Genomic DNA, 11,834 nt, shown 5'->3' with positions numbered 1-11,834 from the left:
GTAGGTGGTAATGGCCCACGAAGAAGCAGTCTCGGGAGACGGCGGCCGCCTTCGGCAGGGCGCGGTGTCCGGTCCGGATCGCGTAGTTCGCTTCGCGTTGGGATCGGTGGCACTCGGGTTGGTGATTCTCTCGTTCTTCCTTCCGATCTGGCACGCGACGCTCTCGGCGCCTCAATACCCGAACGGCCTGCGCACCACGGCGTATGGGGACCGCATCGGCGGAGACGTCGGAGAGATCAGTGATCTGAACCACTACGTGGGGATGCGCCCCGTCGACTTGGACGACTTCCCGGAACTCGCGGCGTGGTTGCCGACGGTTGTCCTTGGGGCGGTCGCAGTCGTGATGGCGACGGTATTCACAGGGTGGCCGGCGCGCCTTGCTCGCATTGCGATATGGCTCATCCCGGTCGGGGTATTGTCCGACATTCAGTTCCGCCTTTACCAGTACGGCCACACGCTTGATCCGGCTGCACCGTTGCGTCTCAAGCCTTTCACTCCATGGGTGATCGGACCGACGAAGGTATTCAACTTCACGACGTGGTCGCGCCCCGGGGTATCGCTTCTTGCGATTCTTGGAGCCGCGGCGCTGCTCTCGTTCGGGCCGCGCGTGGTGCGCAAACTACGTTCCGGCCTCGGCGCGTCGGCGGTCGTTTCCATCGCGATTGCGCTTGCCGTTGCTGGGGTGATCCCAGCTTTCGCGTCGGCTCCGGACGACGTGGCCGCCGGACGAGACCTTGCGCGACGGTTGGCGAAGGCCACCCCGGGTGCAACCATCCTGATCGAGCCGGGTGTCTACCAGGGGACGTTCGTTGTCGATCGTCCCCTCATCCTGAGTGGCCGGGGTCGTGCGGTCCTAGTTGGTGATGGGGTAGGGACTGTTCTCACCGTTGCCGCTCCGGGCGCGGTCGTTCGCGGAGTCACGGTCCGCAACAGCGGACCGGGTCCGGTTGACGAGCCGTCCGGGATCCGAATCGAAGGTGACGGAGTGCGCATCGAGGATGTCCGCGTTGAGGACAGCTACATGGGCATCTTCGTAGCCGGAACTCGAGGCGCGCGCATCGAGCGCGCGACGATCGTCGGGCGCAAGAACGCCGTCGTGACCGATTCCGGCCACGCGGTCGGCGTGTCGCGCGGACGGAAGGGACCCGTGGGTCGCCTGGCGCGGGGCGATGGGATCGCGCTCATCAACTCAACCGATGCCCTGGTTCGCGACAGTCGCATCGATGCCGTGCGTGACGGGATCTACATCGTCGCAGCGTCGAGATCCATGATCGACAGGAATGTCATCACCGACGCTCGCTACGCGGTGCATTCGATGTACGCGCGCGGGTTGGTCGTCTCCTCAAATCGCATGCGGGGGAACCTGTCGGGAGCGGTTGTGATGTACGGCGGTGACGTGCTGCTGCTCGACAACACGATGCGAGCCGCCCGATCGCCCTCGACCGGATTCGGGGTGCTTCTAAAGGATGTCGCCGGTGCCGATGTCGCCAAGAACGTAATCGTCGGGAATCGAGTCGGGATCTACGTTGACGGTCCCGCCGGCGCGCCGGTCGAGGAAACGAAGTTCATGTCCAACACTGTTGGGATGAACGACACCGGAGTCGTGCTGTTTTCGACGTCGCCGGCCACGTTCGCGATGAACAGCTTCGTCGGGAACTCGACGCAAGTGGTTTCCAACGGTGGGGAACTCACCAGCGAGTGGGTGTCTCGGGGTGCCGGGAACTACTGGGGGGACTACCGAGGGTACGACATTGCGGGAGACGGCTTCGGGGATCTCCCTCATCGAGAGGGGAGCGCGATCGCGACGCTTACGTCGCGCGCGCCGCTTCTGGGTGCTCTCGCGTCGAGCCCGGGCTTGCGCTTGGCGGCGGCGGTGTGGGAACGCTGGGCGCAGATCGATCCGCTCGTCGTCGATGAGATCCCCTTGAGTAGGCCGGTTTCTCCTCGATTCGTCTCCCTTGGAACACGTTCGGAAGCGCCGAACATTGCGATGGGGGCTGCCGGTGTGCTGTCGGTGGTGTTCGCGACATGGATGCTGGTGCGGATGCGCCGGATCTCACGCCTAGGGCGGACACCCGGAACGGGGGTGCGTGGTGCTGCAGCCTGAGCCTGCGGAGATTGTGTCGGCGGTTCCCGAGTTCCTCGACGTCCAAAGGCTGACGAAGCGCTACGGCGCCCGGCGCGCGCTCGACGAGGTTTCGTTCTTGCTGCCGCCCGGAGTGGTCGTTTGTCTGAGTGGTGCGAACGGAGCGGGAAAGAGCACATTGTTGCGTTGCCTCGCAGGGCTGACCTCGTTCGAAGGACGCGCCCGTCTTGCCGGTGCGGCGCTGCCGCCGTCGCGAGAAACCCGGAGGGACATCGCATACTTGCCGCAGTCCGTCGCATTGCTCGAGTCCGCCACGGTTGGCGAAACGTTGGAGTTCTTTGCGCAGCTTCGGGGGGTCGACGCAGTTGCGTCGGCCCTCCCGGAGGGTTTCTTGCCGCCCGTCGACGCGCGCATCGGGTCGCTGTCGGGAGGAAACCGGCAGCGCGTTGCGCTCGCCGTGGCTCTGCTTGGGTCGCCCAGACTGATCCTGCTGGACGAACCTTTGGCGAGCCTGGATGCATCCGGCTGCGAGATGTTCTTGCGTGCGGTGCGTCGGTGCGCCGACCAGGGCGCAACGGTAGTTATCTCGAGTCCGGCGCATCGAGAACTTATGGATGTCGTCGACCGGTTGATTGTTCTCGTGGATGGCTCGATCGAGGAGGACTCCGCTGCCACGGTTGTGCCCGGGATTGCACCCACATCGCGTCCCGCCGCCGAACCGCGCGGGATCGCTCCAGCCCTGGCCGTGGCGCGTTGGGAGATGCGGGCCGCGGTCCGGACCCGTTGGGTGTTGGCGGGTGGCTTGGCCTTCGCTGCGGGGGTGCTCGCCGTCACGCTTATCGGCCTCCGTAGCCTCGCCGAACTCGGCCTGACCGGAATTGGACCGGCGTCGGCCGGCTTGCTTGGTCTCGGGCTCATCCTCCTACCACTGTTGGCGTTGCTGGTGGGGGCCGGGTCTGTGGCCGGGGAGCGGGAGCGCGGGATACTCCCGATGGTTCTTGTGCAGCCGGTCGACAGATCCAGCATTGTGCTCGGCGTGTTCGCCGGGCTGACGAGTGCCGTCTGGCTGATTGCATTCCTTGGACTCGGGTTTGCGGGGATCGCCTACGCGAGTCTTGTTCGAGGTCCGGACTTGATGCCTTTCGTCGTTCTGTGCGCAGCAATCATCGCCGTCGCAACGGTCGGCGTTGCACTGGGTGTGGCGTTTTCGGCGGTTGCGCGTGGGCGCGCGCACGCGACGGCATGGGCGGCGGTCGCCTGGTTCGTGTTCGCGTTTGGAATTGATCTTGCGATCGCGGGGTTGGCGGCCCCACTGCACATAGGTCCGCTGGGGTTGCTCAGCGCGATCTTGCTGAACCCGATCGAGGCTGCACGGGTTCTCGCCCTTCTCGGCGCGGACCTTCGAGGTGGGGCGCTGGGACCGTTCGGAGCCTATCTTTCGCAAGAGCTTGGTTCCGGCACCGCGATGACGGCGCTGGTCGGCGCTCTGGCTGCGTGGGTGGGCGTGCCCCTGGCGCTCGCTTCGGTGTCGCTTAAACGCCGCGACGTTTGATTCCCCGGCTAGTCGTCGACGAACCGGACGCCGACCACTCCGGGGATGCGCCGCGCGAGGATCTCCGCGAGCCGGCGGGTGCGCTCTTCGGTTGCTCCGGTCACCGCGACGACTCCGTCGGCGACCTCCGTTTGCAGGGCGCCGAGCAGAGTCGCTTCCCTCGCAAGTGTTTCGTCCAGGTCCCGGCGGATCTCCTCGTCGCTGCGCGCGAGCACCCCGATGAGATCTCGGCGCGCGATGATCCCGATGACGTGACCGCTGGCGACGATTGGGATTCTCTTGATCCCCTTTTGGAGCATTAGGCGCGCGGCGACCGCGACATCGGCAGCCGCGGGAAGGGTGACGGGATGGGCCGTCATCACGTCGGCCGCAACGTGCGCCGAGGTTGGTGGGGCGCCTTCTTGCAGCAGGTGACTTCGGGGGTCGGGCGTGGTCTGCAGTGCAATGAGATCGGATTCCGAGACGATCCCCACGAGGAAGCCCTCTTCGTCCACGACCGGAACGGCGCTGATCTTCTTGGCCACCAGCGTCGCGGCGATCTCTTTGATCGGCGTGCCGGGGGAGACGGTTACCACCGACGTCGACATCACGTCCTTGATCATCACGACGGCACCTCCGGTCTCACGATACTCGAGTCACGCTTGGACACCGGAGGATACGGAGGATGAGGCGAGTTCAGGGCCGGCCGTCGGCCAGCGCCGGGACTCCGTCGGTGACCGTCAGGCGGTCCAGAACGTCTACTGCTCCCGCAACTGAGCGGACCAAGCGTAGGAACAGGCTGTGGACATGCTCGTTCGGGAGCACCCCCTCGAGGGATACGACACCGTTTTCGACGCGAACCTGGAACTCGCGCGGGCTGAGTCCGAGTGCGCGCACGAGGACGTCGTTCTCGACTTCGGCGCGGATCTCGGAGTCGGTCCGAAGATAGGGGCGAAGGAGATCCGCCCGGGTCACGAGTCCGACGAGTCGCTCGCCGCGCATCACCGGCGCGCGCTTGATCTTGTTCTTCTGCAGCACACGGGCCGCTCCCGAGACCGTCATGTCCTCCGTCAGCGTGACTGGGTTAGTGGTCATGACATCGCGCGCCGTTCGCGCCGCGAGGGACGGTTCGTTTGCCAGCAGGTCGGTGGAGGTGACGATTCCGACCAGTCTGTCGCCGTCCAGGACCGGTAGCCCGCCGATGCGCGCGCCGATGATCAACTGCGCCAGCTCCTTCACCGGCGTGTTCGACTCGACCGTGATCAGGCCGACGGTCATCACGTCTCGAACGAGCAAAGTCCCCTCCGCTGAAGCCGCGGAACCCGCCGGCTAGACCGCCGGCTTGCGAAGGCACCTCGCTTGCAAGCTTTGGAATCGTTGCGAGGTCTTCCGCAGTCCCGGTCAAACGGTAGAGAAAGCCGTGCGAAAGCCCAAGGGCCAAACGGCCCTTGGTTCACCGGGCCGTTGCCCTTGGTAGGCTCAATGGATGACCCAGGGCACCGACGCTACTCGTGCGCCTGAAGGCGTCGGCGCCTCGTCCGGCCCCTCGCCCGAAGAAAGTGCGGTTTACCAGCAGTTTCAGCAGGCTGAGCGCGGGCACGAGGCTCTGCTGCAGGCCGGGGTAATCCTTGCGTCGGAGTTGTCATTGCCGGCGGTTCTGCAGAAGATCGTGGACCTGGCCTGCGACGTCGCCGATGCCCGCTACGGGGCCTTGGGTGTCCTCAACCACGCCGACCAGCGCTCGATCGTGGAGTTCGTCACCGCCGGGGTGACACAGGAGGAGCGACGAGCCATCGGACATCCGCCCGTCGGCTCGGGGATCCTGGGCCTTCTGATTCGCGACGCCCGGCCGCTAAGGCTCCGACGGATTCAGGATCATGAGCGCTCGAGCGGCTTCCCGCCACTTCATCCGTCGATGACCTCGTTCCTCGGGGTGCCGATCAAGGTCCGCGGCAAGGTCTTCGGCAATCTCTACCTCACCGAGAAGCGGGGCGCGGACGAGTTCACCGAGGAGGACGAGCGAGCCGTGCTGACGCTCGCCTTGCAGGCTGGGGTGGCGATCGAAAACGCGCGGCTGTATGAGGAGGCGCGAGTCCGCCAGCGCCGCCTCGCGGCGGTGAACGAGGTGACCGGAGCGATTTTGGAGGGCGGGGACGCCGATGCCGTCCTGCGTCTGATCGCTCGTCACGCGCGCGACTTGGTCGGCGCGGACTTGGCCACGGTGGCAACTCCAGAACTTGATGGAGAGACGATGGTCGTTCGGGTTGCCGAAGGAGCGCACGCGGAAGCGGTGGACGGCATGCGTTTTCCGCGCGACCAGTCCATCTCCGGAGAGGTGATGCAGGCGCTGAGCCCGCGTGCCGTCGAGGACGCGTCGGTCGACACGCACACGCTGCAGCCGATGGTCCGAGTCGGAGGGCTGGGTCCTGCCTTGTTCGTTCCGCTGGCGGCAGGAGAGCGCCGGTTTGGAACTCTCGCGCTGGCGAACATCTCGGGCGGGAGCCGGTTCAGCCCGGACGACCTTGCGCTCGTGGAGCTTTTCGCGGCGCAGGCTTCGGTGGCGCTGGAGTATGCACGGCTGCGGGAGGAATTGCAGCGGTTGGCGGTCCTGGAGGACCGAGAGCGGATCGCGAAGGAATTGCACGACGGCGTCGTGCAATCGTTGTTCGCCGTTGGGATGGCGCTCCAAGCGACCGAAGCCGTGGCAACGGATGAAGCGGTTGTGCGTCAGCGGCTCGAGGCTGCGGTGGACGACATCGACCGCGTAATCCGGGATCTCCGCAACTACATCTTCGCGTTGCGACCGGGCGGGATGGTCGACTGGCAGCTTGACCGGATGCTGCGCGAACTGGCGGAGGACTTTCGCCAGGGGGAGCGGATGGTCGTTTCGGTCGATATCGATGAGGATGCGGCCTCAGTGCTGTCGTCGAATGCCGGAGATCTGATGCAAGCGGCGCGCGAGGCAATGTCGAACGCCGTGCGGCATTCCGACGGAAGCCGAGTGTCGCTCTCGCTGTATCACGAATTCGGTTGCGTCGTGCTTCAGGTGGAGGACGACGGAACCGGGTTTGATCCCGCGGCCGTTGCGGGCACCGGACACGGATTGACGAACTTGGGCGCGCGCGCCTCTGCACTCGGGGGATCGCTGCGGATCGATTCGGCCCCCGGCAAAGGGGCGAGGGTGCGGATCACGATTCCGCTGTAACCGCAGGCGGCTTCGATCTGTGCCAGGATGGAGACGACGATGAACCAGGAACCGACTCAGATCAAAGTCATGATCGTGGACGACCACGAGGTGGTTCGTCGCGGTGTTCGCACTCTGCTGGAGTCCGCCGGAGACCTAGAGGTCTGCGCCGAGGCCGGCTCGGTGCATGAATCGGTTGAAGCTGCCGATGCGACCCGTCCCGACGTCGTTGTGATGGACGTTCGACTGGCCGATGGCAGCGGGATCGAGGCCTGTCGCGAGATCCGTGCGCGTCATCCCAAGATCGCCGTAATCATGCTCACATCGTTTTCCGACGACGAGGCTTTGTTCGCCTCGATCATGGCCGGGGCGGCCGGATTCGTGCTCAAGCAAGTCCGCGGAGGGGATCTCGTACGGTCGATTCGAGCCGTGGCGTCGGGGCAGTCTCTGCTCGACCCCGCTATGACCGGACCCGTTCTCGAGCGGCTGCGCAGGGGCAAGCATTTGCTACGCGACGAGAAGCTGGCTCGGTTGTCGCCGCAAGAGGAGCGCATCCTCACGCTGGTTGCCGGCGGCAAGACGAACAAGGAGATCGGCCAGGAGTTGAAACTGGCCGAGAAGACCGTCAAAAACTACGTCTCGAGCATTCTGATGAAACTCGAGGTTTCGCGGCGCGCCGAGGCGGCTGCGTATCTGGCCCGCCACACTGCCACGCCGGGCTCGCAGGGCTGACCCGTCCGCGATTACAGGCGCCGGCGCGCGACCAGTGGCGCGCGCGGAGCGCTTTCCTCCACCCGGATGCGGGCATCCACGATCATTGCTCCCGCGGGGTGAACAATCACGGGATTGCAGTCCATCTCCGCGATTTGCGGTTGGTCTTCGACGAGCGCGCCTACCCGCAGAATGACGTCTTCGAGTGCGGCGACGTCGGTGGGCGGTGATCCGCGGTAACCGGTTAGCAGTGGGAAGGTTGCCAGCGATCTCGTCAGTTCAGTCGCGTCGCGATCACTGATCGGGGTGATGCGAACGGCGATGTCCTTCATCAGTTCCACCGCGGTTCCGCCTGCCCCGCACGCCACGACCGGGCCGAACAACGGGTTGTGTACGACGCCGACGAGCATCTCAACGCCGGCCGGCGCCATCTGCTGGACGAGGAAGCCGCTTACCCTGTGGCCGGACGCGGCGACTCGCTTTTGCATTTCGGTGGCGGCGGCTGCGACCTGACGTTCGCCGGACAACGACAGCGCAACCGCACCGCTCTCGCTCTTGTGCAGGAGCGTCGGGGCGACTGCTTTCAATGCGACCAGCCCGCCCATTTCGGCCGCAGCCTGGCCAGCGGTTGCGGGGTCTGCCGCCAGGCGCCACTCCGCCAACGGGAGTCCGTAACACGACAGCAGTTGCGCAACTTCCTCCGGCCTCAGCCACCGGGGGCCGTCTTGCAGCGCGGTTGCGATCAGCGCCGCAGCTTCGGAGCGCCGCGCTTCAGGGAAACTTGGGATCCGGCCCTCCGGTTTGTTGCGCCAGGCGCCGTATTGCACGGCGCGCGCCAGGGCACTCGCCGCGTCTTCGGGGAAGGCGTAGGACGGCACACGCACGGCGTCGCCTCGGAGGTCTTCCGGGACTCCGTGTGCGGACATGAAGACGGTCAACAGCGGGATGTCGGGCGGCATGGCCGCCGCCGCCGCACGGATCGCCGCCGCCGCGTCTTCAGGCCGCGTGACAAGCGGAGGTACGAAGATCGCCACGATCGCGTCGACCGCGCCCGAGCGCGCCACGATGTCGATCGCCCGTTGGTAGTGCTCGCCGGGGGCGGCTGCAAGCATGTCGACGGGATTCGCCGTCGCTGCATCCGTCGGCAGGAACTCCATCAGCCGACGCTGAATGCGTTCGGGAAGTGCCGGAACCTCGAGCCCCGAGGCATCGCACGCGTCCGCACACAAGATCCCCGGACCGCCTGCGTTGGTGACGATCCCGATTCGGCCGCCCTTGGGTGGCGGCTGGTTCGCCAGCAGTGCTGCGACATCGAACATCTCGGCGAGCGTGTCGGTTCGGATTACTCCGGCCTGGCGGAACAGAGCCTCTACGGTCAGGTCCGATGCGGCGAGCAGGGCGCCGGTGTGAGACGAGGCTGCGCGCGCGCCGGCGCTCGAGCGGCCGCTCTTGACTGCGACGATGGGCTTGCTGTGTCCGACCCGCCGGGCGATCCGGGCGAACGCGCGCGGGTTCCCGAACGACTCCAGATACAGCAAGATCAGGTTCGTGTCGGGGTCGGACTCCCAGTAGTGAATCAAGTCGTTGCCTGAGATATCGGCCTTGTTCCCGACCGAGACGAAGGAGGACAGGCCGAGTCCGAGGTCCTTGGCGTAGTCGATGACCGCTAACCCCAGAGCGCCGCTTTGCGAAAGGAATCCCACGCCGCCATGCGGCGGGTAGATCGGCCCAAAGGTCGCATTGAGACGCACGTCCGGGTGGGTGTTGATGATCCCCATGCAGTTAGGTCCGATGAGGCGCATCCCAGCGTCGCGGCAGATCTTGAGCAGCTCTCGCTGGTTGTCCAGCCCGATGTCGCCGGTTTCACCAAAGCCCGAGGAGATCACGACCATCGCGCGCGCGCCCTTGACGGCACACTCGCGCGCGACGTCAAGGACCGATGCCGCAGGGACGACAACGACCGCCAGATCGACCGCCCCCGGAATTGCGGTGATGGAGGGGTAGGCCAGAACCGACTGGACGACTTCCGACGTGGGGTTCACCGGGTACACGGGTCCGGCGAATGAGGTACTCACGAGGTTGTGGAAGATCTCCCCGCCGATCGAGCCGCGTCGGTTGGTGGCTCCGATGACGGCCACTGAGCGGGGAGACAAGAAGGTTTGCATGGCTGCCACGGCCGCGCTCTGCTCGCGTCGCTCGAAACGTTCGACTGCGTCTTCGCTCAGCGCGGCCGGGAACTCGAACACGACGACGCCGGGTTTCGTGCTCGTCTTCACGGCGAAGCCACTCTCGCGGAACACGTCCGCCATCGCGTGGTTCTCGGGCAGGACCTCCGCATGGAAGATCGAGATTCCGTTCGCGTCGGCTACCTCCGCCAGGTGCGCGAGAAGAATCGTTCCGAGGCCATGCCCTTGCACCTGATCGGCGATTGCGAATGCGACCTCCGCATGTTCCTCGTCGATGCGCGAGTACGAACCGTGTCCGACGACTTCGTGGTCGATGCCGGTGGTTGCCACCAACCCGTACCTAGATTCGTAGTCGACGTCGATAGCCCATCGGGCTGCCTTCTCGAGGTTGGGGCCGCCGCCGAAGAACCGAAACCACAGTGAGCGTTCGGACAGACCTCGATAGAAGGCTAGGACGGCCTCTTCGTCGTCGGCGCGGACGGGGCGGATGTGAATCGTCGATCCATCGCGCAGTGCGACGTCGGCTTCGCGATGTGCGGGGTATGCGGCCACGGCATTCTCCGATCTAGGAACTTGTGGTCCCGCCGAGTTTGATGCTGACTCTTGGTGGAGTGTTCAAGGTGTTCTGCACCGTGCAACGTTCGACGACGGCTCTCAGCTTATCGATCTGTTTGCCGTCCAGCGGAGTCGATGTGATCACGTCGATGGCGATCGTCTCGACGCGATGGGGGCGGTCGTCGCTCATCGTCCAGCCGGACTCGATTCGGAGCCCGTCGACGGTGAGGTTGTGTCGGCGAAGGAACCGTCCGGCGTAGAACGCGGTGCACGCGGCGAGGCTCGCAACGAACATCTCGGTTGGGGTGGGGCCGGAATCTGTGCCACCGTCGTGAGCCGGCTGATCGACGATCAGCGTGTGATCGCGTATCCGGATGTCGAACCGATCGCCATCCGACCATGTGACTGTGATTGGCAAGTCTGTCATTCGATGGGATTCCCTTCTGACGATGTCAACATAGTGGTGGCCTAACGTGTTCCGCCAAGTGAAGAAACCGGTCGAATTGGGCTATTCGGACTTCACATGTTTGGTTGCGGACAATCACTTGACGATGCCGGGCCTCTGAGTCGACCCCTCGACGGTGCGCCGGATCGTGTCGGGCGGTTCTGCTGCGCCGAAAGCGGGGCGTTGTTCTTCGCGCTTGCCTTCCCTACCGGATTGGGACACTATGGGACTGGGAGACCGGGTCGTTAGGGGCGAACGCGCCTTGCCCCGGGGACCGTCCGGCACTTCCTGCTTGTCGGTGGCAAGCGGAGGCTGGAGTCCGTCCGGCGAGGAGATAGGTCATGAGCGATCGGGGCGGGAAGGCCAAGCGGATTCCGGTGTTTCATCAGTGTCCCGGCTGCGGGTATGACGTCATTACCGGCGAGGGAGTTCGCGGCTGCAGTTGGTATGAGTGCCCCTACCTCCCCGAGGACTTCAAGGTGCACTGTCCTGTGTGCGATTTCAACTTCGCCACAGGAGAGGGTCAACCGCATTGCGAGAACACCGACGCATGCGAGTGGGCAAGCGAGGGCAAGCGACACGCAGAAATCGTCCGGCAATCTCTCGGCCGCGACTAGCCGGATCTCGCGCCTGCCCTGGTGCTTCTACGCGAACGATATTGCTTTGGCGCCGTTGACGATCTCTTCGACGACGACGGCCGCTCCCACGATGCTCGATCCATTCAGAAGGGCGGACTCGTCGATTCCGCGCGGCTTTGTGCATGCGCTGCACAGCCACACGCGTCCGCCGTTGGCGACGAACTCCTCGTAGAGCCCTCGTAGCGGCGGCAAACCGGCGGCCATGATCGAGTCGGCTCCTCCGACGGTGCCGATCCACACCGCGTCGGTCGTGCACACGACGATGGCCTCTTGCCCTGCGGTCGCTGCGACGTTTGCCGCGATGAACGGCAGCGTTGCTCGCTCGGGGTCGTCGGCGCCGTGGGTGCAGTTGAACAGGATCTTCGAACTCACAATGCTCCTCCCGTAGTGCGAACTTACGAGCGGCTTGTCATGGCGCGCTCACCCGCCCGGGTCACCCGAGGACGGGGCGGCGACCGGCGTGGACGCAGATGTCGAAGGGGAAGGCGACGCTGTTTC

Annotated in this window: 10 protein-coding genes; 5 read left to right on the top strand and 5 right to left on the bottom strand. The window is 65.2% G+C overall.

Annotation, left to right across the window (positions count from 1 at the left end; translation table 11 throughout):
- Nucleotides 1-10 precede the first annotated feature (10 nt).
- Together WDA27_14080 and WDA27_14075 are read left to right on the top strand one after the other, a co-directional pair.
- Nucleotides 11-2,107, top strand: coding sequence for a NosD domain-containing protein (locus WDA27_14080; GenBank protein ID MFA5892058.1), 2,097 nt, complete (start codon nt 11-13; stop codon nt 2,105-2,107).
- On the top strand, nt 2,091-3,638 hold the full coding sequence (locus tag WDA27_14075) for an ATP-binding cassette domain-containing protein (GenBank protein MFA5892057.1): 1,548 nt from the start codon (nt 2,091-2,093) through the stop codon (nt 3,636-3,638). The genes WDA27_14080 and WDA27_14075 overlap by 17 nt, the downstream gene beginning before the upstream one ends.
- Before the next feature lie 8 nt (nt 3,639-3,646).
- On the opposite strand, the gene WDA27_14070 is transcribed toward WDA27_14075, so the two are convergent.
- Nucleotides 3,647-4,240 (bottom strand): CBS domain-containing protein, encoded by a 594-nt coding sequence (locus tag WDA27_14070; protein ID MFA5892056.1) that lies wholly within the window; start codon nt 4,238-4,240, stop codon nt 3,647-3,649.
- Between the two features lie 73 nt (nt 4,241-4,313).
- Nucleotides 4,314-4,913, bottom strand: coding sequence for a CBS domain-containing protein (locus tag WDA27_14065; protein MFA5892055.1), 600 nt, complete (start codon nt 4,911-4,913; stop codon nt 4,314-4,316).
- A gap of 190 nt (nt 4,914-5,103) precedes the next feature.
- Here WDA27_14065 and WDA27_14060 point away from each other — a divergent pair, with 190 nt between their 5' ends.
- Together WDA27_14060 and WDA27_14055 are read left to right on the top strand one after the other, a co-directional pair.
- A complete protein-coding gene (locus WDA27_14060) occupies nt 5,104-6,822 on the top strand; it encodes a GAF domain-containing sensor histidine kinase (GenBank protein ID MFA5892054.1) in 1,719 nt (572 codons plus the stop codon).
- Nucleotides 6,823-6,861: 39 nt separating this feature from the next.
- A complete protein-coding gene (locus tag WDA27_14055) occupies nt 6,862-7,533 on the top strand; it encodes a response regulator transcription factor (protein MFA5892053.1) in 672 nt (223 codons plus the stop codon).
- Between the two features lie 11 nt (nt 7,534-7,544).
- On the opposite strand, the gene WDA27_14050 is transcribed toward WDA27_14055, so the two are convergent.
- On the bottom strand, nt 7,545-10,250 hold the full coding sequence (locus tag WDA27_14050) for a GNAT family N-acetyltransferase (protein ID MFA5892052.1): 2,706 nt from the start codon (nt 10,248-10,250) through the stop codon (nt 7,545-7,547).
- A 13-nt stretch (nt 10,251-10,263) separates the two neighbouring features.
- Nucleotides 10,264-10,680, bottom strand: coding sequence for an OsmC family protein (locus WDA27_14045; protein MFA5892051.1), 417 nt, complete (start codon nt 10,678-10,680; stop codon nt 10,264-10,266).
- 359 nt (nt 10,681-11,039) lie between these two features.
- On the opposite strand from WDA27_14045, the gene WDA27_14040 reads away from it, so the two are divergent.
- Nucleotides 11,040-11,315, top strand: a complete 276-nt coding sequence (locus tag WDA27_14040) for a hypothetical protein (protein ID MFA5892050.1) — start codon at nt 11,040-11,042, stop codon at nt 11,313-11,315.
- A 27-nt stretch (nt 11,316-11,342) separates the two neighbouring features.
- On the opposite strand, the gene WDA27_14035 is transcribed toward WDA27_14040, so the two are convergent.
- Nucleotides 11,343-11,708 carry a DsrE family protein gene (locus WDA27_14035; GenBank protein ID MFA5892049.1) on the bottom strand — a complete coding sequence of 122 codons (366 nt, stop codon included), beginning with the start codon at nt 11,706-11,708 and terminating at the stop codon, nt 11,343-11,345.
- Nucleotides 11,709-11,834 lie beyond the last annotated feature (126 nt).

The sequence above is a fragment of the Actinomycetota bacterium genome, from assembly GCA_041658565.1.
Lineage (GTDB): Bacteria > Actinomycetota > AC-67 > AC-67 > AC-67 > JBAZZY01.
Note: the sequence above shows the minus strand (reverse complement) of the source record. Positions and strands in the feature narration are given on the sequence as shown.

Excerpts from the sequence above, each read along its gene's own strand:
- WDA27_14045 (MFA5892051.1), bottom strand. The coding sequence starts at position 10,680 with ATGACAGACTTGCCAATCACAGTCACATGGTCGGATGGCGATCGGTTC.
- WDA27_14040 (MFA5892050.1), top strand. The coding sequence starts at position 11,040 with ATGAGCGATCGGGGCGGGAAGGCCAAGCGGATTCCGGTGTTTCATCAG.
- WDA27_14060 (MFA5892054.1), top strand. The coding sequence starts at position 5,104 with ATGACCCAGGGCACCGACGCTACTCGTGCGCCTGAAGGCGTCGGCGCC.
- WDA27_14070 (MFA5892056.1), bottom strand. The coding sequence starts at position 4,240 with ATGATCAAGGACGTGATGTCGACGTCGGTGGTAACCGTCTCCCCCGGC.
- WDA27_14055 (MFA5892053.1), top strand. The coding sequence starts at position 6,862 with ATGAACCAGGAACCGACTCAGATCAAAGTCATGATCGTGGACGACCAC.
- WDA27_14080 (MFA5892058.1), top strand. The coding sequence starts at position 11 with ATGGCCCACGAAGAAGCAGTCTCGGGAGACGGCGGCCGCCTTCGGCAG.